23 protein-coding genes are annotated in these 21761 nt (G+C 60.5%); 12 read left to right on the plus strand and 11 right to left on the minus strand.

Annotated features, from left to right (window positions below; all coding sequences use genetic code 11):
• Positions 1–66: 66 nt before the first annotated feature.
• The gene (locus K0F88_RS08835; protein ID WP_219094921.1) at positions 67–1014 is read left to right on the plus strand and encodes a GlxA family transcriptional regulator; all 948 of its coding nucleotides are present in this window, start codon (positions 67–69) and stop codon (positions 1012–1014) included.
• 3 nt (positions 1015–1017) lie between these two features.
• Here K0F88_RS08835 and K0F88_RS08840 read toward each other — a convergent pair whose 3' ends face one another.
• Positions 1018–2037, minus strand: a complete 1020-nt coding sequence (locus K0F88_RS08840) for an MBL fold metallo-hydrolase (RefSeq protein WP_219094847.1) — start codon at positions 2035–2037, stop codon at positions 1018–1020.
• Positions 2038–2146: 109 nt separating this feature from the next.
• Between K0F88_RS08840 and K0F88_RS08845 the strand changes: the two genes are divergently transcribed.
• A complete protein-coding gene (locus K0F88_RS08845; RefSeq protein ID WP_094471907.1) occupies positions 2147–2806 on the plus strand; it encodes an isoprenylcysteine carboxylmethyltransferase family protein in 660 nt (219 codons plus the stop codon).
• A gap of 118 nt (positions 2807–2924) precedes the next feature.
• Here K0F88_RS08845 and K0F88_RS08850 read toward each other — a convergent pair whose 3' ends face one another.
• Together K0F88_RS08850 and K0F88_RS08855 are read right to left on the minus strand one after the other, a co-directional pair.
• Positions 2925–3593: an HAD-IA family hydrolase gene (locus K0F88_RS08850; protein ID WP_094471895.1), complete on the minus strand. Its 669-nt coding sequence runs from the start codon at positions 3591–3593 to the stop codon at positions 2925–2927.
• A 47-nt stretch (positions 3594–3640) separates the two neighbouring features.
• Positions 3641–4048, minus strand: coding sequence for a response regulator (locus K0F88_RS08855; protein WP_094471894.1), 408 nt, complete (start codon positions 4046–4048; stop codon positions 3641–3643).
• A 200-nt stretch (positions 4049–4248) separates the two neighbouring features.
• Between K0F88_RS08855 and K0F88_RS08860 the strand changes: the two genes are divergently transcribed.
• Positions 4249–5190, plus strand: a complete 942-nt coding sequence (locus K0F88_RS08860; RefSeq protein WP_219094848.1) for a class I SAM-dependent methyltransferase — start codon at positions 4249–4251, stop codon at positions 5188–5190.
• Positions 5191–5330: 140 nt separating this feature from the next.
• Here K0F88_RS08860 and K0F88_RS08865 read toward each other — a convergent pair whose 3' ends face one another.
• Positions 5331–6104, minus strand: coding sequence for a helix-turn-helix transcriptional regulator (locus tag K0F88_RS08865; protein WP_094471890.1), 774 nt, complete (start codon positions 6102–6104; stop codon positions 5331–5333).
• A gap of 111 nt (positions 6105–6215) precedes the next feature.
• Here K0F88_RS08865 and K0F88_RS08870 point away from each other — a divergent pair, with 111 nt between their 5' ends.
• Together K0F88_RS08870 and K0F88_RS08875 are read left to right on the plus strand one after the other, a co-directional pair.
• Positions 6216–7319, plus strand: coding sequence for an extracellular solute-binding protein (locus tag K0F88_RS08870; RefSeq protein WP_094471889.1), 1104 nt, complete (start codon positions 6216–6218; stop codon positions 7317–7319).
• A 65-nt stretch (positions 7320–7384) separates the two neighbouring features.
• Complete coding sequence (locus tag K0F88_RS08875; protein WP_094471888.1) at positions 7385–8512, plus strand: P1 family peptidase; 1128 nt, start codon at positions 7385–7387, stop codon at positions 8510–8512.
• A 48-nt stretch (positions 8513–8560) separates the two neighbouring features.
• On the opposite strand, the gene K0F88_RS08880 is transcribed toward K0F88_RS08875, so the two are convergent.
• Complete coding sequence (locus K0F88_RS08880) at positions 8561–9013, minus strand: cupin domain-containing protein (RefSeq protein ID WP_094471887.1); 453 nt, start codon at positions 9011–9013, stop codon at positions 8561–8563.
• 145 nt (positions 9014–9158) lie between these two features.
• Positions 9159–9608 carry a helix-turn-helix domain-containing protein gene (locus tag K0F88_RS08885; protein WP_094471886.1) on the minus strand — a complete coding sequence of 150 codons (450 nt, stop codon included), beginning with the start codon at positions 9606–9608 and terminating at the stop codon, positions 9159–9161.
• A 207-nt stretch (positions 9609–9815) separates the two neighbouring features.
• Here K0F88_RS08885 and K0F88_RS08890 point away from each other — a divergent pair, with 207 nt between their 5' ends.
• From K0F88_RS08890 to msrA, 5 genes are all read left to right on the plus strand, one after another.
• Positions 9816–10598: an SDR family NAD(P)-dependent oxidoreductase gene (locus K0F88_RS08890; RefSeq protein WP_094471885.1), complete on the plus strand. Its 783-nt coding sequence runs from the start codon at positions 9816–9818 to the stop codon at positions 10596–10598.
• A gap of 170 nt (positions 10599–10768) precedes the next feature.
• The gene (locus tag K0F88_RS08895) at positions 10769–11188 is read left to right on the plus strand and encodes an organic hydroperoxide resistance protein (RefSeq protein ID WP_094471884.1); all 420 of its coding nucleotides are present in this window, start codon (positions 10769–10771) and stop codon (positions 11186–11188) included.
• A 547-nt stretch (positions 11189–11735) separates the two neighbouring features.
• On the plus strand, positions 11736–12188 hold the full coding sequence (locus K0F88_RS08900; protein ID WP_094471883.1) for an Ohr family peroxiredoxin: 453 nt from the start codon (positions 11736–11738) through the stop codon (positions 12186–12188).
• A 108-nt stretch (positions 12189–12296) separates the two neighbouring features.
• Positions 12297–12749: an Ohr family peroxiredoxin gene (locus K0F88_RS08905; RefSeq protein WP_219094849.1), complete on the plus strand. Its 453-nt coding sequence runs from the start codon at positions 12297–12299 to the stop codon at positions 12747–12749.
• Positions 12750–12919: 170 nt separating this feature from the next.
• Entirely contained in the window at positions 12920–13426 is a 507-nt protein-coding gene (gene msrA, locus K0F88_RS08910; protein WP_219094850.1) for a peptide-methionine (S)-S-oxide reductase MsrA, read from the plus strand.
• A 46-nt stretch (positions 13427–13472) separates the two neighbouring features.
• Here msrA and K0F88_RS08915 read toward each other — a convergent pair whose 3' ends face one another.
• The gene (locus tag K0F88_RS08915; RefSeq protein ID WP_219094851.1) at positions 13473–14561 is read right to left on the minus strand and encodes a polyamine ABC transporter substrate-binding protein; all 1089 of its coding nucleotides are present in this window, start codon (positions 14559–14561) and stop codon (positions 13473–13475) included.
• A gap of 39 nt (positions 14562–14600) precedes the next feature.
• Positions 14601–15902 (minus strand): FAD-binding oxidoreductase, encoded by a 1302-nt coding sequence (locus K0F88_RS08920; protein ID WP_219094852.1) that lies wholly within the window; start codon positions 15900–15902, stop codon positions 14601–14603.
• 148 nt (positions 15903–16050) lie between these two features.
• Between K0F88_RS08920 and K0F88_RS08925 the strand changes: the two genes are divergently transcribed.
• Positions 16051–16935 (plus strand): LysR substrate-binding domain-containing protein, encoded by an 885-nt coding sequence (locus K0F88_RS08925; protein WP_219094853.1) that lies wholly within the window; start codon positions 16051–16053, stop codon positions 16933–16935.
• A 130-nt stretch (positions 16936–17065) separates the two neighbouring features.
• Here K0F88_RS08925 and K0F88_RS08930 read toward each other — a convergent pair whose 3' ends face one another.
• Positions 17066–17944, minus strand: a complete 879-nt coding sequence (locus K0F88_RS08930; RefSeq protein ID WP_219094922.1) for a LysR family transcriptional regulator — start codon at positions 17942–17944, stop codon at positions 17066–17068.
• 101 nt (positions 17945–18045) lie between these two features.
• Between K0F88_RS08930 and K0F88_RS08935 the strand changes: the two genes are divergently transcribed.
• Entirely contained in the window at positions 18046–19437 is a 1392-nt protein-coding gene (locus K0F88_RS08935; protein ID WP_219094854.1) for an aldehyde dehydrogenase family protein, read from the plus strand.
• Positions 19438–19460: 23 nt separating this feature from the next.
• On the opposite strand, the gene K0F88_RS08940 is transcribed toward K0F88_RS08935, so the two are convergent.
• Positions 19461–20405 (minus strand): aldo/keto reductase, encoded by a 945-nt coding sequence (locus K0F88_RS08940; protein WP_094471879.1) that lies wholly within the window; start codon positions 20403–20405, stop codon positions 19461–19463.
• Positions 20392–21678 carry an NTP/NDP exchange transporter gene (locus K0F88_RS08945; RefSeq protein WP_094471878.1) on the minus strand — a complete coding sequence of 429 codons (1287 nt, stop codon included), beginning with the start codon at positions 21676–21678 and terminating at the stop codon, positions 20392–20394. The genes K0F88_RS08940 and K0F88_RS08945 overlap by 14 nt, the downstream gene beginning before the upstream one ends.
• Positions 21679–21761: the final 83 nt, after the last annotated feature.

Raw genomic sequence — 21761 nt, forward strand, 5'->3', positions numbered from 1 at the left:
GACTGACGCTCGTCTCAAATGACGTTTAAAGTACGTTTTTCGGACATTGGCTTTGAGGGCACCATCATGACTTCCGTGGCGTTCATGGTTTTCGAGGGGTTCCAGTCCATGGCGCTGGCGGCGATGCCGGTGTTCGAATACGCCAACTTCAGCGCTGGTGAAGCGCTTTATGAGGTCAGCGTGATCTCTGAGGATGGCCGTTCCTTAAGGGCTTCCGGCGGTTTGAGTGTCGGCACTCAGGCGTTTGATAAGCGGGTGTTTGACACCGTAATCGTGGTCGGCGGCGATTCGATTCTCGAGCAGGCGCCCGAGGGTGTGTTGGCGTACCTGCGCGACAGCGTGAAAACTGCCCGGCGCACGGCGTCGATCTGCTCGGGGGCATTCGTGCTGGCCCAGGCCGGCCTGCTCGACGGTCGGCGGGCCACCACGCATTGGGCCTATGCGCGGGATCTACAAGCGCGGTTTCCCTCGATCAAAGTGGAAGATGACCGTATTTACGTGGTCGACGGTTCCATCTGGACCTCCGCCGGCATGACCGCGGGCATCGACCTGGCGCTGGCCATGGTTGAAAAGGATCATGGCGCCGACCTGGCCCGTGCCGTGGCGCAGAAACTGGTGATGTACCAGCGCCGCGCGGGTGGCCAGTCGCAGCATTCGGCCTTGCTGGAACTGGAGCCGAAATCCGACCGTATTCAGACCGTCCTCGGCTACGCCCGGGAACACCTGACATCGGCGTTATCGGTGGAGCAACTGGCGGAAGTGGCACGCCTCAGCCCACGGCAATTCAGCCGGACGTTTCGCGCCGAGACCGGGCAGTCCCCGGCCAAGGCCATCGAAAACCTGCGCCTGGAGGCGGCGCGGCAAATGCTCGAGCGCGGACGGCTGACCCTCGACCAGATCGCCGCCGAGGCGGGCTTCACCGACCGTCGCCGCATGCGCGAAGCCTTCCTCCGGGCGTTCGGCCAACCGCCGCAGGTGATTCGGCGTAATGCCAGGTCGCCGATGACGGCATAAGCGTCAGGGCGCGGGAAGCGCTGCTCGCAGGTCGACCGCTTGATAAAGCGGCATCAGCCGCAGGGCCACGCCATCGGCCAGGGCCATTGGCATCAGCCTTTGCATCGCCACCTCGAATGGGTCCATCCACGCAGGCATGGGGTGCAAGCCCTTGTCGAGCGGCTCGAAAAAATCATCCCAGTGGATCGGAATCACCAGCCGTGCGCCGGTGACTTGCACCACTTCATGCCAGTAGTCCCGGGCAAACTGCAGGTCTTGCTTGCCGAGCATACCGATGCCCAGAAACACAACGTCGGCCTTGACGTTGTTGAACTGGCCTTTGGTGAAATTGGCACTGGGGTGGATGAGAATCCGCAGGCCATCGTGTTGTTCGATCAAGTAAGAGTAATTACCGCCCTCCTTGTATGCACTGGCTCTGGCCGGTGGATTCAGAGGCGCGTCAATGATCCCGGGGAATTTTGCGTCCAGAGAGTGTGGCGACGGGAAGGCTTGCACCTTGAACGGGTCGAACTCGAAAGTCTGTTGTGTTTCGACAGTTTTGATCCGTCCGGGTGCAAGCCCCGCCCCCAATCCGATGTTGGCGACCGATGCCGACCCTATCAGCACCGCCCCCGTGCGCGAGGCGACCACGGCAGAGTCGAGCGCATGGTCGTAATGAGCGTGCGCCACCATCACCGCCGCCAACGTCGGATAGCCGAGAGTGCGCAACGCCGTATCGATGCGCGCGCAGTCCGGCCCTATCCGGCCCAGCGCTACCCTCAGCAATCCCGGACGCGAAAAGAAGCCATCGGTCATGATCGATGTATGGCCATCGCTGAGCATCAGGGTCGATACGCCCATGAATCGCGCGATGAGACGGTCGGACGGGAGTGCCGACGGAGGCAGAACAAGCGCTGAAAAGGGTTCGAGCGAGGGTGTCGAGCAAGCGGCAACGCCGCCGATGACCGCCAGGAACATCACAATCGCTATCAAGCGACGAGCACCTCCCGGGGGTGTTTTATAAGCCAGCATTGAATGGCCCATGCGCCTTTCCTTTTGCCTGATCGAACCGTTCACTCAGGCTAGCCCAAACCGGCGAATCGGCATGACCTTCTACACTGAGGAGATCGCTCAACAACTGGAATCGGTGCTCATGAAAATCTCGGCCAGGCTGGCGTTTTTCGCCATCGTTTCCACCCTCGCCTACCTCGGTCTCGCGGTGTGGGGGCTGGGCGGGTTTGCGGCGTTTTTCGCCCATGCGCCGCTGGTGGTGGTTGCCGTCGCAACCTTGGTGATGGCCGTGGCCTCGCTGTTCACCGAGGTCAACCTGAGCTCCGGCGAACGTGAAGACCGGGCCAATCGCTGGGTGCTGCCGGCGTTCGGCATCATCGGAGTTTTGAGTGGGTACCTGCCGGCCTACACCGACCGGATCGATTTCTGGACCTTCGGTGGCGTGGGTGTGCGCTGGGTGGGGGCGTTGCTGTTCATCGTCGGCGGCGCGTTGCGGATGTGGCCGGTGTTTGTGCTGGGCAAGCGGTTTAGCGGGTTGGTGGCGATTCAGCCGGGGCACAGTCTGGTCACCGACGGGATTTATCGTCGCTTGCGCAACCCCAGTTACCTGGGGATGTTGGTCATCGCCGTGGGCTGGGCGCTGGCGTTTCGCTCGGGGGTCGGGTTGCTGCTGGCGGCGCTGACGGTGATTCCGTTGATTGCCCGGATTCACTCGGAAGAGGCGCTACTGAGGGCACAGTTCGGGGGTGAATATGAGGCGTACTGCGCCCGTAGCTGGCGGCTGATCCCCGGGTTTTATTAGCACCGAAAATCCAATGTGGGAGCGAGCTTGCTCGCGATGGCGGAGTGTCAGTCAACATAAATGTTGAATGTCAGCCCCTCATCGCGAGCAAGCTCGCTCCCACAGGGGATGGTGTTGATTACGAAGAACGTAGACAGAGCCGGCCATCGCCATCCACTCGATGCGAAACGGAGTCATAGCCGGCCAACGTCGCATGTGGTGTCTGAATCGGATGGTCATGGGTCGAGGTAATGATCACAAGGTCCGCCCCTGCCGCCTCCGCCGCAAGAATCCCGACAGTGGCATCTTCAAAGATCAGGCAATCGGTCACCTCAACACCTAAGCGCTTAGCCGCCAGTCGATAGCCCGCAGGATCCGGTTTGCCAGCGCTGACATCTTCGGCCGTGACCATGACACCAGGCTCGGGAATCCCCGCCGCCGCCATTCGGCGTAACGCCAGTGCTCTTGGTGCAGAGGTGACAATTGCCCACTGATTCGCCGGCAAGGACCTGAGGAAATCTGCCGCGCCAGCCACCTCGACTATCCCCTCCACGTCTTCGATTTCCGCCTCGGTAATCCAGTTGGCTTCTGCTTCGGCATCCACCCCGGGCAACGCCAGACGGTTGATGGTGTCGATGGCGCGTGCGCCGTGAATGGTCGGCAGGAAGGACTCGACATCCACGCCGTGGCGCAAGGCCCAGGTGGTCCAGATACGCTCGGCAGCGGCGATGGAGTTGAGAACGGTGCCGTCCATGTCGAACAGGAACGCACGATACGGGGTATTAAAAACGAATTCGTCGGCAGACAAGGATGCGTTTCCTTCGTGTGTCAGGCAGGTCCGTCAATGTACACGACCTACAGAGTCCTTCGCGACTTGAGGGCCCCATCGACACAATCCAGCAGTTGTCCCAACGCCCAGGGCTTCTTGATGAACGACACCGCATGCCGCACCCCGGAGGATTCGGGGGTTTCAAAACCGGACATGATCATGATCGGCTTGTCGGGCCAGCGATCGCCAAACTCATTGGCCAGATCGGCGCCGTTACGCTTTCCAGGCATGGTGATGTCCGTGAGCAACAGACCCACCTCGTTCGCGTGCAACTCCAGGTAAACCGATGCGGCGTCCGCGCTAGCGTGCGGTTCAACCTTGAAACCTTCCTCCTGAAGAATTTCGCAGAGAAATTCCAGAATCAGCGGGTCATCTTCAACCACCAGAATCAACCCGTCAGGAAGGTGCTCGCCCGCCGTCGGTATTGGACACATGACTTTCCACTCCCTGATCGCATAAGTGATTTCGCGGCTCAAATCCGCTGTCTATCAGGTATGAGCAGCGGACTCGGCGGAAATTCATTTTTGATACACGCGTCTTGAATATTCTGCGTACATCCCGACCATCGCAGCCGTTCGCCCGCCCACAATTGTGTTTAAAATGCCGCCCCCACAATTTTGCTGGCCCCTGCCCGATGAACGCTGACGCTCTCTCCACCCTTCACGACCATTTGCTGACGGCCCTGGCCGATGCACCCGCAGAAACCCGCCGGCTGTTCCATGGCCGGGGCCGGTGCTGGCCTGGGCTGGAGCAATTGACCGTCGACTGGCTGCAGGGGGTGGTGCTGGTGTCGCTGTTCAAGGAACCTGAAGCAGCGCATCTGGAAGAGTTGAAGCGGTTGCTGATGGCGGTCACTGAATCGGCGCAGTGGCAACAGTCAGGGGCGCAGACCCTGTTGCTGCAACACCGCTACCTGCTGCAAAGCACCACCGAATGGCTGCTTGGGGAAGCGATCGAGGAATTGATCATCACCGAGGGCGGCCTGCGTTATCGCGTGGACCTGGGCCGCAAGCAGAACACCGGGTTGTTCCTCGACATGCGCTACGGTCGCGACTGGGTAAGGGCCAATGCCGATGGCAAGCGCGTGTTGAATCTGTTCGCCTACACCTGCGGCTTTTCGGTCGCCTCCATTGAGGGAGGCGCCGAACACGTGGTCAACCTGGACATGTCCAGCCCGGCGCTGAACCGTGGTCGCGACAACCATCGGCTCAATGGCCACGACATGAGCAAGGTGAGTTTTCTCGGCCATGACTTGTTCAAGTCCTGGGGCAAGGTGATCGGCAAGGGCCCTTATGATCTGGTGATCATCGATCCGCCGTCCTTTCAGAAAGGCAGTTTCCTGCTGACCAAGGATTACCAGCGCGTATTGCGTCGGCTGCCGGAGTTGCTCAGCCCCCAAGGGACGGTGCTGGCGTGCATGAACGATCCGGCGTTCGGGGCGGACTTCCTGATTGATGGCGTGATGCGTGAAGCGCCGGGTTTGCGGTTTGAGCGGCGGCTGGAGAATCCGCCGGAGTTTCCGGATGCTGATGTTGAATGCGGGTTGAAGGCGTTGGTGTTCACACTCGGCGATTGAGTCCGGTCCCTGTGGGAGCGACGGTGCGACGGTGCGACTTGTTCGCGATGGCGGTGGGTCAGCCGGTATCTGTGTTGAATGATAAACCGCAATCGCGAGCAAGCTCGCTCCCACAGGGGGATGGGGTGATTCGTAATGGATCAACGCGGCTGCAACACCAACGCAAACAGCTCGCCGTGACCGTTCACATTGAGCTTGTGATAGAGGTTGCGTCGATGCACTTTCACTGTCTCCGGCGAGATGCCCATTTGCTGGGCAATGGCTTTGCTGGAGAAGCCTTGGAGAATCAGTCGAGCCGTTTCGACTTCCCGCACGGACAATCGCGCATCGAAGCGATCCAGCAAGGTTGCCAGATCACCGGCCACGGCTTCGGCAGTCGTGCCTTCTGGCGGCATCAATTGCTGATGCCGGCGCATGGCCGACAGCACCCAATCGCGCACGCACAGCAACCGCCCCTGCTCATCAAGCGTGAACCGCGTCGAGCGACCCAGCGATAAGCCGAGCACGGCGCCGTCGATGTTGATCATGAACTGCAACTCGTCACCGCCGACCACCGAGCGGAAGTAGCTCAGGTAATACTCGCTCTGCTGAAACTGGTCGGGGGCCACCGAGTCAAGGCTGTGCAGGCCATCGGCAATGCCCGCGCAAGCCGCTTGGTAAAACGGATCGAGCAGGTACATGCCGGCGCTGTAGTCCGCCAGTTCTTCGTGTTCGGTGGCACCACCTTTTGAGTCGAAGTCGATCAACAAGCGAGGCACTCGCCCCTCCCGCATCACCGCCACCAGTGCGTTGTCCAGCGGCACCAGCAGCCGCAGCGTGTCGACCAGCGCGCGCCAGAAACCGTCGTGACCCAACGCGCCAAATACCCGCGCCAGCCCCTGGTGCACCGGCAACTCTTTCAACAACGCGTCCACGCACTACCCCTTTCGAGTAACCCATGATGGGAATGGGTGTGTACCCCGCCTGCCGATACGCTGCAAGCACCTGTTCATCACCGGCCTGCAGCAGGCCAGGAGTGCCGCATCATGAGTCGTCGCCGTCAACAGATCAATCTTGGACTGAGCGCCTGTTTGTGCGTTTCGCTGTCGGCGCTCGCTGCCGAGGGGCCCACGGTGCATGTCTACAACTGGTATGACTACATCGGCCCCACCACCTTGCACGACTTCAAGCGCGACACCGGAATCGAGCCGGTTTACGACACCTTCGACAGCGCCGAAGTGCTGGAAGGCAAACTGCTGACCAGCCGCAGCGGGTACGACGTGGTGGTGGCGAGTAACTTCAGCCTGCCGACCCTGATCAAGGCCGGCGCCCTGGCGCCATTGCCTCGCGCACAGATGCCGGATTTCAAGAACATGGACACCGAGCTGCTGGCGAAACTGGCCAACAACGATCCGGGCAACCAGTACGCCGTGCCGTACCTGTGGGGCACCAACGGCATCGGCTACAACATCGACAAGGTTCGGGCCGCGCTGGGTGACAAGGCGCCGGTGGATTCCTGGGACCTGGTGTTCAACGAAGAGAACCTGGCCAAGCTCGGCCAGTGCGGCGTGGCGATGCTCGACTCGCCGTCGGAGATGCTGCCGGTCGCCCTTCACTACCTGGGCTTGCCACCGAACAGCACCAATCCCGAGGACTATAAAAAGGCCGAAGCGCTGTTGCTCAAGCTGCGGCCGCACATCGCCTACTTCAACTCCTCCAAGTTCATCAGCGACCTGGCCAACGGCAACATTTGCGTGGCGGTGGGCTGGTCCGGCGCGATGCTCGAAGCCAAGACCAACGCCGAGCAGGCCAAGAATGGCGTGAAGATCGCTTATAGCCTGCCGAAGGAAGGTGCGCCGGTCTGGTTCGACACGCTGGTGCTGCTCAAGGACGCACCGCATCCAGAGCAAGGCCTGGCCTTCATCGACTACCTGATGCGCCCCGAAGTCATCGCCCCGGTCAGCGATCACCTGTCCTACCCCAACGGCAACCGCAGCGCGACACCGCTGGTGGCCGAAGCGACCCGCAACAACCCCGCTGTTTATCCGTCGGCCGAAGCACTGGCCACGTTGTTCACCCTTCAACCGTTGCCGCCGGCCACCGAGCGGGTGCGCACACGGATCTGGAGCAAGGTGAAGAACGGGCAGTAATCCCAGCTGCTACAGGGATCGCATCAGCCACGCATTTTTTGAATAAATTCAAGATGAGAGAAACGATGAAACCACGTGCCCGCGACTTGAACATCCAGTTCGGCCAGCTGCAACCCGGCCCCCTCAACGCCATCACCGATGTGCCCGGCGTGCGCGTCGGCCACAGCGATGTGCGCGGACGGACCGCCAATGGCCGTGACATCTATACCGGCGTGACCCTGATCGAACCGCGTGCCGGGTCCACCAATCAGCAACCGTGTTTTGCCGGCGTCCATGTGCTCAACGGCAACGGTGACGCCACGGGGCTTGAGTGGATTCGTGAAGCCGGCCTGCTGACCAGCCCGATCGCCTTCACCAACACCCACAGCCTGGGCGTGGTGCGTGATGCGCTGATTGCTTTGGATCGCGAGGCTCAGCCCGATGACGGACGACTTTACTGGAACATGCCGGTGGTGCTGGAAACCTTTGACGGTCTGCTCAGCGACATCAACGGTTTTCATGTGAAGCCCGAACATGTGGCCGAGGCCCAGCGCAATGCCGTCGGCGGACCGGTGACGGAAGGCGCAGTGGGCGGTGGCAGCGGGATGATCTGTCACGAATTCAAGGGTGGCATCGGCACGTCTTCGCGCCAATTGAGCAAGGCGCAGGGAGGCTGGACCGTCGGTGCGATCGTCCAGGCCAACCATGGCATTCGCAATGAACTGCGCGTCGACGGTTACCCGGTCGGTCGCTATATGGAACAGGCTGACTCACCGTTCCTCAGGGCATCGCTGCCTTATCCGGGCATGGGCTCGATCGTCGTTTGCCTGGCCACCGATGCGCCGCTGCTGCCGCATCAATGCACACGCCTCGCACAGCGTGCCAGCCTCGGGCTTGCCCGTACCGGCGGCGGCAACGAAGACCACAGCGGCGACATTTTCATTGCCTTCGCCACCGGCAACCAACACGTGCCACCGGCCGCTTACGAAGGGAAAGGTGCGCCTACTTGCGACAACCTGAGCATGGTCAACAACGACCACATCAGCGAGTTGTTTTTGGCCGCGACTGAAGCGGTGGAGGAAGCGATCATCAACGCCGTGCTGGCCGCTGAAACGACTGAAGGTAACGGCCACACCGTGCCGGGTCTGGACGCGAAAACACTGCTCAAGGCCTTGCGTCAGGCGGGTTGGCCAGGGGAGACGGTCGGGATCTGAATACCCTTTAACGAAGACGCCCGATGCAGTGCATCGGGCGGCTATCGCTTATTTTTCCAGGATCAACAGCGGCGTGTCTTTTTTCACGAGGTACGTCGCCAGCTCCGAGGCTTTGCCGTCACCGATGTTCTTCGCGACATGCGCAGTGCCTGCGGGGATGTACAAGGAGTCACCGGCCTTGAGCGTGACGGGCGCCCGCCCTTCGAGTTGATACTCAAACGTGCCCGAGATGACGTAAGCGACTTCCACCCCAGGATGAGAATGCTTGGGGGAAGTGACGCCCGGGTCGAAATCGACACGCACCTGAATCACCTCACCCTTGGAAATGTCGAGGTCCTGGCGCACCAGGTCCGTGCGGTGAAGGCCTGTCTGCCAGCTTTTTGCCGGAGTGGCTTGCGCCGGCGCTTTGGCTTCTTCAGCCGCGAAAGCGTTAAGTGATACGGCGGCAGCCAGGGCGATGCCGAGCAGGCCTGCGGTGTGACGGGATGTGATACGGGACATCGCAATTCTCCAATGAATGCCGCGGTTGCGGTGGCTTCATTACGAGGTCGCGGTGTATCGCGCAAGTGTCGAGAACAGCATGGTTTTGTATGCCCAGGTAACTACCGGCGCCGGGGATACGTTCGGATACAACCGCAGATGCGCGTCAATGCGCAACGCCGAATTTGGTCACGATATCTTCTGGCTTGAGACGTCGCCCGTCCGTTGAAACCAACTGCAATTTCTGGATGGGCTGACGATCCTGTGCGTCGACCATGACGGATCCCGCTTCGCCGGGTTCGTACAAAAACTCGTTGCCCCACTGCGACAAGGCAATCAGGACGGTTTGCAAGGCCCTGCCCTTTTCAGTGAGCACGTACTCCTTGTAGATACTTCCATCAGCCGCCGGCTCCATCCGCATCACACCTTCTGCCACCAGGCCTTTGAGGCGGGTGCTCAGAATGTTTTTCGCGACATTGAGGCTTTTCTGAAAATCGCTGAAGCGCCTTGTGCCTGAGAGCGCGTCACGAATGATCAGCAAGGACCACCAATCGCCAATGAGGTCCAGGGATCGAGCGACCGGACACGGACTGCCCTGCAAGCTTTTGCGTTTCACGTAAACGAACCTCCACCAAAAGGGTGCCAACGCTGACGCAAATTCGGTCAGATGGCAGGTGGTTGCATAATACAACCCATACTGGTAAAAATCACTTCCGTTGGTTTCATAATGAAACCTACAACCCGATTTCGAGTGATTCCCTGTGCCAGACGCACAGTGATTTCGCCCTCAATGGTTGCATGATAAAACCGTAGGAGATTCCCAATGAAACTGGCTGGAAAAACTGCATTCATCACCGGCGGCAACAGCGGCCTGGGCCTGGCCACCGCCAAATTGTTCATCGCTGAAGGCGCAAAAGTGGCGATCACCGGGCGCAGTCAAAAAACCCTGGATGAAGCCCGGGAAGCGCTGGGTCCCAACCTGCTGGCGATCCAGGCGGACCTGACCGACGTGAAAGAGATCGAGCGCGCCGTATCAGAAGCCGTCGCGGCATTCGGCAAGCTGGATATCGTGTTCGCCAATGCTGGCATTGCCGGACAGACCCCGGTCGGCGGCACCTCGCTGGAAACGTTCCAGACCATCATCCAGACCAACCTCACCGGCACGTTTTTCACCGTGCAGGCAGCCGAACCGCATCTCAACCCGGGCGCTTCGATCATATTGAACGGGTCGGTGCATGCCGTCATGGGATGGCCGGGTTACAGCGCCTACGCAGCAAGCAAGGGCGCCGTTCGCTCGATGACACGGGTGATGGCCGCAGAATTTGCGCCGCGTGGCATTCGCGTCAACCAGATTACCCCCGGGGCTGCACGCACACCGGTCTGGGACCCCCACACGGCAAAAGTGGGCATGGATGCGCTGGAGGAAAAACTGAACACCACCATCCCGCTCGGTCGCATTGGCGAAGCTGAAGAAGTGGCCACCGTCGCCTTGTTCCTCGCCTCCAGCGACTCTTCGAATGTCGTGGGCGCAGAGATTGTCGTCGACGGTGGCGCAACCAGTTCGCCATTGGGCGCACCGGCTCACCGAAAAAACTGGCAGGCGTAACGGGTTTGTATCGGTGTGTATGTTCGCTGACGATCTTACACAGCGATACACAACCAGCGGATCAGGACATATAGGCACTACATAAAGGTGGAAAAGTGGGGCTTCTCCCGTTCGTCCGTAACGCGGCGACATAAACGGTGAGGCCCCCAACCCTTTAGCAGGAACCCGTCATGATCAATGAAATCGACACCGTGCTGTATACCGGCAAGACCCACACCACTGGCGGCCGCGACGGCGAATCGCGAAGCGATGATGGGCGTCTGGACATCAAGCTTTCCCCGCCAGGCTCTTCAGGGGCTGGCACCAACCCGGAACAGCTGCTGGCTGCTGGCTGGTCGGCCTGTTTCATCGGCGCGATCGGTAAAGCGGCTGCCGCGCTGAAGGTGACCTTGCCGAGCGGCGTCGCCGTTGATGCCGAAGTGGATCTGGGCAAGACCGACAACGCCTTCTTCCTCCAGGCTCGCCTCAATGTCAGCCTTCCTGGCCTTGATCCTGTCGTCGCACGGGCGTTAGTGGATGCTGCCCACCAGACCTGCCCTTACTCCAAAGCAACCCGTGGCAACATCGACGTCACCCTCAATCTGGTTTAAGCCGGGCCCCATGGCGGCCTGCCTTCCCGGCAGGCGGTACCGGGTTGTTCCCTGAGCATTTATCCATCCTGCCGCCGTTGCCCAAGGATGAAATCGGTCTAAAAAGTCCGGTTTGCGATTCGCAGCCTTTGCTATTCTAAAACCTGTAGGTGAAGACGCAGACTGATGCGCAAGAGGATAGCGAGGAAGCGTGGGGCGCGCTCCTAAGGGTACACGGTTAGAAAGATCTCCGAGGTGAGGTCCAGCCCTTATGCCGTGTGAAGCAGGACAGCACAAAACTGTTCTGTCAGAAGCCTGATAAACCTTGTAAGCCAGAGACCAGCGCTGGCCACCTACTCGATTTCGAAGCCCGCCCTGTGCGGGCTTTTTCGTTGTACGAATAACCGGGAGCCAATGCCACTTCCTTCCCATCCGACCGTTTGTCGCCAAGCAGGCCTTTCCCCTATTGACTTCAATTGGCAACTGCGCGAGTATTATTTCCATCGCATACGATACAAACGTATACGCCATACAACCAAACCTTACTGCACCTTTGAGGATTCATCCCATGAGCAAGATCGAAAAAGTCCTGGCCTCCGGCAAAACCCACACCACCATGAGCAGCACGGGTACCACTTCGCGCGGCCATAATGGCAGCCTCGACATCGTGCTTTCGTCGCCCGGCAGCGACAAGCCCGTTCATGAATTCAAAGGCACTCAGCCACACCCGAAAGCCGAGCAACTGTTTGCCGGTGCCTGGTCGGCCTGCTACATCGCCGCCGTCGGTCTTGCTGCCAAACAGCGCAACGTTGAGCTTCCCTCGGATTTGTCCGTCGATATCGAAGTCGACCTGGGCCAGACCGGCGACGCTTACTTCCTCCAGGCACGCCTGACGCTGCGCGCTCCAGGTCTGGAGCAGGGTGTCGCAACAGAAATCGCCCACGCCGCCGACCAGATCTGCCCGTACTCCAAAGCAACCCGCGGCAACATTGACGTGGCCCTGAACGTCATCACGGCCTGATACACCGCGAAGCTTTGACATCAATTGGCTTTCTAGAAATATCTTATATATCGCATGCGATGTAAGCGCATACGAACACCAAATATTGAAACATTCAGGTAATCATCCATGAGCAAGATCGAAAAAGTACTGGCCACCGGCAAAACCCACACCACCGCCAGCAGCACCGGCAGCACCTCGCGCGGCCACAACGGCAGCCTCGACATCGCCCTCTCGTCGCCCGGCAACGCCCAGCCTGCGCACGTGTTCGCCGCCACCCAGCCGCACCCGGCCGCCGAGCAATTGTTCGCCGGTGCATGGTCGGCCTGCTACACCGCCGCCGTCGGGCTGGTGGCCAATGACCTGAACGTGGTGCTGCCGGCGGACATGTCCGTCGACATCGAAGTCGACGTCGGTCAGACCGGTGCGGAGTACTTCCTTCAAGCTCGTTTGACCCTGCGCGTGCCCGGCCTGGCGGACGACGTTGCAAAGACATTGGCCCACACCGCCGACCAGATCTGCCCGTACTCGAAGGCAACCCGTGGCAACATCGACGTGGATCTGAAAGTCCTCACGGCGTGACACACCGCGCGGCGGGTTCGACGTGTCCGTGCACGTCGACCCGTCGGAAGGCAGAAACGAGGTTTTCGGGCGCGACCGGTCTGATGCAGAATGAGTTCACGCCACTGCAGACCTCGATCGAGCCCCTGCGCAATAACCTGATCACATCAATGAACACTGAGGAGTAAGCGATGACCACGCAAACTGAAACCGCCCTTCTGGCCGGCGGCTGCTTCTGGGGCATGCAGGATCTGATAAGGAAACAAAAAGGCGTGCTGTCGACGCGCGTGGGTTACTCCGGCGGCGATGTGCCCAATGCCACGTACCGCAACCATGGCACCCACGCCGAAGCGATCGAGGTCGTGTTTGATCCGGCCATCACCAGCTACCGCCAGATCCTTGAGTTTTTCTTCCAGATTCACGATCCGTCGACCGCCAATCGCCAAGGTAACGACATAGGCCTCAGTTACCGCTCGGCGATTTTCTATCTGAACGAAGAGCAGCAAGCGGTGGCCGAGGACACAGCGGCCGATGTGGATGCCTCCGGTCTGTGGCCCGGCCGGGTCGTGACTGAAATCGTCCCTGCGGGCCCGTTCTGGGAGGCAGAGCCGGAGCATCAGGATTACCTGGAAAGACTGCCCACCGGTTACACCTGCCACTTCATTCGGCCGAACTGGAAACTGCCGAAACGAGCGTGATGCTTTGAGGTCTGGGTTCCGTCAACGGAACCCAGGCAACTTTGCGTCAGGTGTTGGTTTTCAGCTTGGTCCACAACCGTGTGCTCAACCGTGCAATCGCGGCGGGCAGGTCCTCGACGGTGAACAACTTGTCCATCACGGTTTTCGGCGGGTAGATCGCCAGGTCCTGCTTCACCGCCGGATTGACCAACGTATCCGCTGCCAGGTTCGGGTTGGCGTAGTGGATGCTGTTGCTGATATTGGCAATGACGTCCGGCTTCAACAGGTAGTTCATGTAGGCGTAGCCATTCTTCTCGTGGGGCGCGCTCTTGGGCATGACCACCATGTCGAGCCACAGGGTCGAGCCTTCGTCCGGGATCGAATAGGCGATCTCGATGCCGTTGTTCGCTTCCTTGGCACTGGCGGCGGCTTGCACCACATCACCGTTGAAGCCGATCACGGCACAGACATTGCCATTGGCCAGGTCGCTGACGTACTTGGACGCATGGAAATACTGGACGTAAGGCCGGATCTTGAGCAGCGCTTGCTCGGCCTTCTTGTAATCCGCCGGCTCGTGGCTATGGGGCGGCAGTCCCAGGTAATTGAGGGTGATCGGCAGGATTTGCGTCGGATTATCGATAATCGCCACGCCGCATTCACTCAACTTCTTGATGTTGTTCTCATCAAAAATCAGGCTCCAGGAATGGGTGACGTCGGTGGTGCCGAAGATTGCTTTGATTTTCTCGACGTTGTAGCCAATACCCGCCGTGCCCCACATGTACGGATAGCCGTACTGGTTGCCCGGGTCATTGACCTGGAGTTTTTTCAGCAGCGCCGGATCGAGGTTTTTCCAGTTCGGCAGCTGGCTTTTGTCCAGTTTCTGAATCGCACCGGCCTTGATCAATCGCGACAGGAAATGGTTCGAAGGGCTGACCACGTCATAACCGGTATTGCCGGTCATCAGTTTTGATTCCAGGACTTCGTTGCTGTCGTGAATGTCGTAAGTGGCCTTGATTCCGGTTGACTGGGTGAAGTTGCTCAAGGTGTCGTCGGCGATGTAGCCGTTCCAGTTGGAAATATTGACCTCTTCGGCCGCGTAGCTGACTGCTGAAAACGTCGTGAGCGCAACCATCAGGGAAATAGTAGGGGCCTGCATGTTCAATCACCTTTTTTGTTCTTTTGGGATAACCGGAATCTAGATTTCTGTCCTGGCCCGGACGGCTTCGACGCGCATCCGAAACATCGCGCCGATGTCGAGCAAGGGTCGCGGCGGAAGCCAGCCAGGCTGGGCTCGATCCATCACGGAATCGAGCAGAGGCGAGCCAACACCTGATGCCAATTCAGCGAGCAATCGGCCCCAAAGAGTGCCGCGCGCCACGCCGGAGCCATTGCAGCCGGCCACGGCAAACACGCCCTCTTCCACTTTGGAAAAAAACGGCTGCCCGGAGCGCGAGGCGCTCAGGTGTCCGGTCCAGGTGTGCTGGATATCCTGCTCGGTCAACCACGGGAAACGCCGCTGTAAACCCAGGACATGGTGCTGGCGACGGATCGCCAGTTCAGGGCCGGACAAATCCCGCGAGCGGTATTCCGCGGTGTTGCGGATCATCACCCGACGATCGGGTGTCAGCCGTACCGTGGCGCCGAGCGGACGGGTGGACAGCACGCCCCAGGGCTCGACACTGCCGATGTTGCGAAACTCTTCGTCACTCAACGGCCGCGTCAGGCTGGCGCTGAGTTCCATGGCAAAGGTGCCGCTGTCCTGAATGCCGGCGCGAGGCACGAAGGCGTTGAGGCAAATCAGCACTTGCTTCGCCTCGAGGCTGCCATCGATGCCATTGGCCCGCACTCGCCCTTTACCCAAGCGTTCGAGGCCGGTGATGTCGGTATTTTCGTAGACGGTCACGGTCTCCGGCAGTGCTTCCAGCAAGCCCTTCACGTACTTTGCCGGTTGCAGCAACGCGTTGCCCTTGCCGCACCAGATCGCGGCGCGGTAATGCCGGGTGCCGAGTTTCTGCTTCAGTTGTTCACCTTCAAAAAACTCCGCCGATGCACCGAGCGCCCGCAGGGTGTGCAGCTTGGCGTCGATATGGGTCAGCTTGCCGGGATCACTGACGGCGAAGAAATAGCCCGACTCCCGGAAGTCGCATTCGATGCTGTGTCGGGCGATCACCTTGCGCACTTCCGCACTGGCGGCACGGGAAATCGTGGTGTCCACTTCAAACCCGGCAAACCCGGAGTTGCCGATCAATTCATCATTGGAGGGGTGTTCGTGGGCCACCACAAATCCGGAATTACGCGCTGAAGCGCCTTGTGCTGCGCGTTGCCTGTCGACCACCACGATGCGCGCCTGAGGGTGCATCTGCGCCAGCGCATGGGCGGCACTGAGGCCGGTAATGCCCGCACCGATGATCAGCCAATCGGCCTTTTGCGCGCCGATCAGACCCTCGCGCGCCGGGGCACATCCTGCTTGCGCGATCCAGCCACATTCATTTTTCATGCGTCACCTGCCTATGCTGTCGTTCTGCTCGCCGATGCATGCGGCCATTGCATAGGCAATGTCTGACGGCGGCGGCCAGGACTAGAATCTATTAGGTCTTCGGTGCTACAACCAACGTTATAAACTCATTGAGCCATTCATAAAAAGCATGGATAAGATACGTCACGTGCCTTCCCTTCAAGCCATGCAGGCCTTGGTGGAAGTTGCTGAGATGGGCAGCTTCACCCAAGCGGCGCATAAGCTCTGCCTGACCCAAAGCGCCGTCAGCCGGCAAATACAGCAGCTGGAAAGCCACTTTGGTGTGCCGATGTTTGTCAGGAGCAGCCGCAGCATTCGCCTCACACCGGAGGGCGAACAGGTATTGGCCAGCGCGCGCACTATTCTTGAACAACTGAAAACCCTTGAGGATCGGCTGTCTCCGCAAAAACGCCCGTTCCGCATCCGCATGCATGTGTCGCTGGCGGTGCGCTGGTTGTTGCCGAAACTGAGTGATTTCTATCGCTCTCACCCGGACATTTCCCTGTCGATCGAAACCGTGGCGACCGAGATCGTCGAGCCGGCCAGCGACAGCGACGCCTACATCCTCTACCTGCCCGAACCGTCCAGCGAACCCGCCTGCCTGACCCTGTTCGAGGAAGCGCTGGTGCCGGTGTGTGCACCCGGCCTGGCCAGCGCAACCCGGCCGCTGGCGTCGGTGGAAGATCTGGTGCAATACCCGCTGCTGCATCGTTCGGCCGACCAGCAAGCCTGGATCGAATGGCTGGCCGCCAATGACGGCAAGCCGCTGCAGGACTATCGGCACATTCCCTTCAACCTCGACGAGTTGGCGCTTGATGCGGCAGCTCGTGGGCTGGGGGTGGCGGTGACCGATCTGACCCTGGCGCAGGAATCGATTGATCGCGGGGTGCTGGTCGTTCCGTTCGGCAGCCCGTTGAAGACCCGCGGCGTCTATTCGCTGTGCCTGCAACCTTCGGCGGCGACTCATCCGGCATGCGCGCAGGTCATGCAATGGTTCGCTGCTCAGGCTGAATGATGCAGGTACGGATACCTATGTGGGAGCCAGCCTGCTGGCGATGAGGGTGTGTCAGTCAAAGAATTCATGGCTGTCAGACCGCTATCGCGAGCAGGCTCACTCCCACAGGGTTTTGTGTTTATTCAGGGATTCAGGTTTCTGGCCGCACCACACCGCGCTCTTCCAGCAGGCGCACAAACATGGTCAGGCTCTGCGACACCGTCCCTCTGCGCCACACCAGCCAGGTGCACAAAAACCGGAAGGATTGCGACAACGGCCAGACGCTGACCGTGGTGCAGCCCGGCATGCTTTCGAGCATGCTGCGCGGCATCAGCGCCAGGCCGGCACCGGCGCTGACGCAGGCCAGCATGCCGTGATAGGACTCCATTTCGAAGATTTTCCCGGGCACTGCCGCGTCCTTGCTGAACCAGCTTTCGAAGTGGTGGCGGTACGAGCAGTTGGAGCGGAAGGCATAGATGTTTTCGCCGTTGACCTCCCGCGCCCGATGGATCGGTGAATGATTGAGCGGCGCGATCAGCACCATTTCTTCCTCGAACGCCGGCACGCCTTCCAGTGCCGGGTGCAGCACCGGTCCATCGACAAACGCAGCGGCCAGCCGGCCCGACAGTACGCCGTCGATCATGGTCCCGGAAGGTCCGGTGGACAGGTCGAGCTCGACCTTGGCGTGTTTCTGGTTATACGCGGCTAGCAGCTCGGGGATGCGCACCGCCGCCGTGCTCTCCAGCGATCCCAGCGCAAAGGCGCCCTGGGGTTCTTCACCGGCCACCGTCGCACGGGCTTCCTGCACCAGGTCGAGAATGCGCCGGGCGTAATCGAGAAAACTCCAACCGGCCGGCGACAGGCGTAGGCGGCTTTTCTCGCGGATAAACAGGTCCACGCCCAAGTCTTGCTCCAATTGCTTGATCCGTGTCGTCAGGTTCGACGGCACTCGGTGGATGTGTTGGGCGGCCACGCTGATGCTGCCGTGCTCGGCCACTGCTTTGAAAATTTCCAGCTGAACCAGATCCAAAGTCATTCTCCAAACGTGAACGATATGCTCAGCATTATTCAGTTTCCAGAAAACTAACGCCACCGTAACCTGAGCGTATTCCCACCTAGCAGGACGGTGCCATGACCAACGTTTCCAGCCTCACCCACGCCATTTCGATCAACCCCGCCACCGGCGAGCAGATCGGCCACTACCCGTTTGAATCCGCTTCGGCGCTGCAAGCCGCCCTGTCCCGTGCCGCTGCCGGGTTCCGTGTCTGGCGCAGCACAGCGGTTGCGCAACGCTCACAGCTTTTGATCGCCCTGGCGCAAGCGTTACGCGCTAACGCCGCAGCGATGGCGAACATGATTACTCTCGAGATGGGCAAGCCGATCACCCAGGCCCGCGGTGAAATCGAAAAATGTGCCCAGCTCTGCGAGTGGTACGCCGAACACGGCCCGGCCATGCTGACCGCCGAGCCGACCCTGGTTGAAGGCGGCAAAGCACGCATTGAATATCGTCCGCTCGGCCCGATTCTCGCGGTGATGCCGTGGAATTTCCCGATCTGGCAGGTCCTGCGTGGCGCCGTTCCTGCGCTGATCGCTGGCAACACCTACGTGCTCAAACATGCGCCAAACGTGATGGGCAGCGCTTACCTGCTGCGGGAAGTCTTCAAGCAAGCCGACTTCCCTGAAGGTGTGTTCGAGGTCATCAACGTCACGCCAGAGGGCGTCTCCACGGCGATCGCTGATCCGCGCATCGCAGCGGTGACCCTCACCGGCAGCGTGCGCGCCGGCATGGCCATCGGCGCGCAGGCCGGTGCAGCGTTGAAGAAATGCGTACTGGAACTGGGCGGTTCGGATCCTTTCATCGTACTCGACGATGCCGACCTCGACGAAGCGGTCAAAGCCGCCGTGATTGGCCGTTATCAGAACACCGGGCAAGTCTGCGCAGCCGCAAAACGCTTGATCGTCGAACAAGGCATCGTCGAGGAATTCACACGCAAGTTCGTCGAAGCCACGCGCAACCTGGTGGTCGGCGATCCACTGGCCGCCGACACTTACATCGGCCCGATGGCTCGCTTCGATCTGCGTGATGAACTGGATCAACAGGTGCGCGACACCCTGGAAGAAGGCGCGACATTGCTGCTGGGTGGCAAGAAGGCTGAAGGCCCGGGCAACTTCTACGAGCTGACTGTCTTCGGTGATGTCACCGACCAGATGACTTCGTTCAAGCAGGAACTGTTCGGCCCGGTCGCCTCGATCATCACCGCACGCGATGCCACCCACGCGCTGGAACTGGCCAATGACAGCGAATTCGGCCTCGCCGCGACGATCTACACCGGCAACGTCGAACGTGCCCAGCAGATGGCCGGCGAACTGGAAACCGGTGGTGTGTTCATCAATGGCTACTGCGCAAGCGACCCGCGCGTCACCTTCGGCGGCGTGAAGAAAAGCGGTTTTGGCCGCGAGCTGTCGCACTTCGGCGTGCGCGAGTTCTGCAATGCCCAGACGGTGTGGCTGGATCGTCGCTGATCGCCCCCAGCAATAACTAGCGCCTAACCGACGATATCGATCAACTGCTCACGCTGCGCACCGGTCAGCATCGGCCCGAAACCGGCGCCGGCGTTGTCCGCCATGTAGCGCGGGTTGCCGGTGCCGGGAATCACGCAGGTCACCGCTGAATGCGACAGCAAGAACTTCAGCGCCATCTGCGGCCAACTGTTGACCCTCACGTCCGCCGCCCAGCGCGGCAAGGGTTTGTCCTTCAAACGGGTAAGCAGGTTGCCGCCGCCGAACGGCCGATTGCAGATCACCGCCACGCCGCGTTCGCGGCACAACGGCAGGATGCGTTTCTCGACGCCGCGGTCATCCAGCGCATAGTTGATCTGCAAGAAATCCAACGGCTCGGCCTTGAGCACCGCTTCCACCTCGTCATACGCCGACGCCGTGTAATGGGTGATGCCGATGTAGCGGATGCGCCCTTCTTCCTTCCATTTGCGCAACGTCGGCAAATGGGTTTGCCAGTCCAGCAGGTTGTGGATCTGCATCAGATCGATGCGATCGGTTTGCAGCAGCTTGAAGGACTGCTCCATCTGCGCGATGCCTTCTTCGCGGCCACGGGTCCAGACCTTGGTGGCCAGGAAAGCGGGCGAACGTGGCTCATGAATCGACAGCAACTCACCGGTCGTCTCTTCCGCCCGGCCATACATCGGCGAGCTGTCGATGACCGTTCCGCCCTTCTCGAACAATGCGCGCAGAACGGCGGGCAACTGCTTGTAGGCGGGGCTCGACGGCTCGACATCAAACCCGCGATAGGTGCCCAACCCGACGAGGGGCAATGGCTCGGAGCTGGAAGGAATGGCGCGGGTCAGCATGTTCTTGCCTCCTGTGTCCTTCGACGGCGTGGTTGCAGCGAAGGCCGGGCCGAAGGTAAAAACCGCCGAAGCACCGGCAGCCAGCGTGAGTATTTGGCGACGTGTGTATTGATCAGTGTGGCTCATGGAATGACCCTTCCACCTTTTTGCTTTCAGCCTGTTTTTCCTGATGCCTGGCCAGCCACAGGCATAACCAGCCCCACAGCCCGGCAAACGGCACGATCACCAGCGCCACCAGACCAAAACCGGCGCCCAATGCCGTCAGACCGACCGACAACCAGCCACTGGCGGCGTCTCCGCCGCGATACACCAGGGTTTCGATCACATTCTTGGCCTTGTACTTTTCCTCGCGGCTGACCACGGTCCACAACACTTCACGCGCCGGCCGCACGATGGCGAACTCGACCGCACGACGCAGCCCCTGCGCCAGGGCGACGGTAGCGGGCACCGGCGCCAGCGCCATGGCGCTGAACGCCACGATGGTCGCCAGCGGCAATGCCACCAGCGCCCCGCCGACACCGACCAGCCGAATCAACGGCGCCGTCAGCAGCAGTTGAAAGACCAAGGTCAGCGCCGACACGATCAAATCGACCACGGCGAAGAATTGCGTCCGGCTGGCCACATCAGCATAGCTACCCGCCACAATCCGTCCCTGCTCGAAATACAACAAGGTTGCGGCGCTGGTGTGCAGCAGCATGAACAGCACCAGCCCCAGCAGATAAGGCGAACGCGTAATCAACGTGATCCCGGCCAGCATGCTGCCGCCCATGCGCCGATCATCCATCAAGCGGCTGCCGGACTGCGATTGGGTCCGGGAGAGCAGCGCCCGATAGCAGCGCACCGCGACTTCCAGCAGCAACGCCGCCGCGACGGTCAACGCCACCGGGCCCAGTCGCGTGGCCATGGTCGCCGCCAGCAACGGCCCGATGAACGTGCCCAGGGTGCCCCCCGCCGCGATGAATCCGAACAGCCGCCGCCCTTGTTCACTGGAAAACCGGTCGACCAGCACGCTCCAGAAAATGCTGACGATGAACAGGTTGTAGAGGCTGATCCAGACGAAAAACACCCGCCCGACGGCCACCGGCGCGATGTGATTGGCGATCAACACACCAAACACCAGCATCGACGCGGCGATCACGCGATAGATCAACGGCACGAACCGCGTGGCGGGCAGCCGCGACGCCAGCGCGCCGAACACCGGCACCATCAGCAACATCACCACGAACGTCGCCGTGAACAGCCACTGCAATTTGTCGGCACCGCCCTCAAGGCCCAGGGCATCGCGCAGCGGTCGCACCAGGTAATAACTGGCCAGCACGCAGAAATGGAACGCGAACCCCAGCATCAGGGCGGTTCTTTCGCCGGGCTGCACGTCGAGCCATTTTGCCGCGATGGGCATGGGCGCCCTCCTCTGTAGCCGGGCTCGATGTGCCTCGCTACCGATGAACTAAACTCTGGCTCCGATCCAGTGGATTGGGTTTC

This window comes from Pseudomonas sp. UMAB-40 (assembly GCF_900095275.1).
Lineage (GTDB): Bacteria > Pseudomonadota > Gammaproteobacteria > Pseudomonadales > Pseudomonadaceae > Aquipseudomonas > Aquipseudomonas mandelii_B.

Coding starts and splice junctions, on each gene's coding strand:
- K0F88_RS08835 (WP_219094921.1), top strand. CDS start 67: ATGACTTCCGTGGCGTTCATGGTTTTCGAGGGGTTCCAGTCCATGGCG.
- K0F88_RS08840 (WP_219094847.1), bottom strand. CDS start 2,037: ATGGGCCATTCAATGCTGGCTTATAAAACACCCCCGGGAGGTGCTCGT.
- K0F88_RS08845 (WP_094471907.1), top strand. CDS start 2,147: ATGAAAATCTCGGCCAGGCTGGCGTTTTTCGCCATCGTTTCCACCCTC.
- K0F88_RS08855 (WP_094471894.1), bottom strand. CDS start 4,048: ATGTGTCCAATACCGACGGCGGGCGAGCACCTTCCTGACGGGTTGATT.
- K0F88_RS08860 (WP_219094848.1), top strand. CDS start 4,249: ATGAACGCTGACGCTCTCTCCACCCTTCACGACCATTTGCTGACGGCC.
- K0F88_RS08870 (WP_094471889.1), top strand. CDS start 6,216: ATGAGTCGTCGCCGTCAACAGATCAATCTTGGACTGAGCGCCTGTTTG.
- K0F88_RS08875 (WP_094471888.1), top strand. CDS start 7,385: ATGAAACCACGTGCCCGCGACTTGAACATCCAGTTCGGCCAGCTGCAA.
- K0F88_RS08880 (WP_094471887.1), bottom strand. CDS start 9,013: ATGTCCCGTATCACATCCCGTCACACCGCAGGCCTGCTCGGCATCGCC.
- K0F88_RS08890 (WP_094471885.1), top strand. CDS start 9,816: ATGAAACTGGCTGGAAAAACTGCATTCATCACCGGCGGCAACAGCGGC.
- K0F88_RS08895 (WP_094471884.1), top strand. CDS start 10,769: ATGATCAATGAAATCGACACCGTGCTGTATACCGGCAAGACCCACACC.
- K0F88_RS08900 (WP_094471883.1), top strand. CDS start 11,736: ATGAGCAAGATCGAAAAAGTCCTGGCCTCCGGCAAAACCCACACCACC.
- K0F88_RS08905 (WP_219094849.1), top strand. CDS start 12,297: ATGAGCAAGATCGAAAAAGTACTGGCCACCGGCAAAACCCACACCACC.
- msrA (WP_219094850.1), top strand. CDS start 12,920: ATGACCACGCAAACTGAAACCGCCCTTCTGGCCGGCGGCTGCTTCTGG.
- K0F88_RS08915 (WP_219094851.1), bottom strand. CDS start 14,561: ATGCAGGCCCCTACTATTTCCCTGATGGTTGCGCTCACGACGTTTTCA.
- K0F88_RS08920 (WP_219094852.1), bottom strand. CDS start 15,902: ATGAAAAATGAATGTGGCTGGATCGCGCAAGCAGGATGTGCCCCGGCG.
- K0F88_RS08925 (WP_219094853.1), top strand. CDS start 16,051: ATGGATAAGATACGTCACGTGCCTTCCCTTCAAGCCATGCAGGCCTTG.
- K0F88_RS08935 (WP_219094854.1), top strand. CDS start 18,046: ATGACCAACGTTTCCAGCCTCACCCACGCCATTTCGATCAACCCCGCC.
- K0F88_RS08940 (WP_094471879.1), bottom strand. CDS start 20,405: ATGAGCCACACTGATCAATACACACGTCGCCAAATACTCACGCTGGCT.
- K0F88_RS08945 (WP_094471878.1), bottom strand. CDS start 21,678: ATGCCCATCGCGGCAAAATGGCTCGACGTGCAGCCCGGCGAAAGAACC.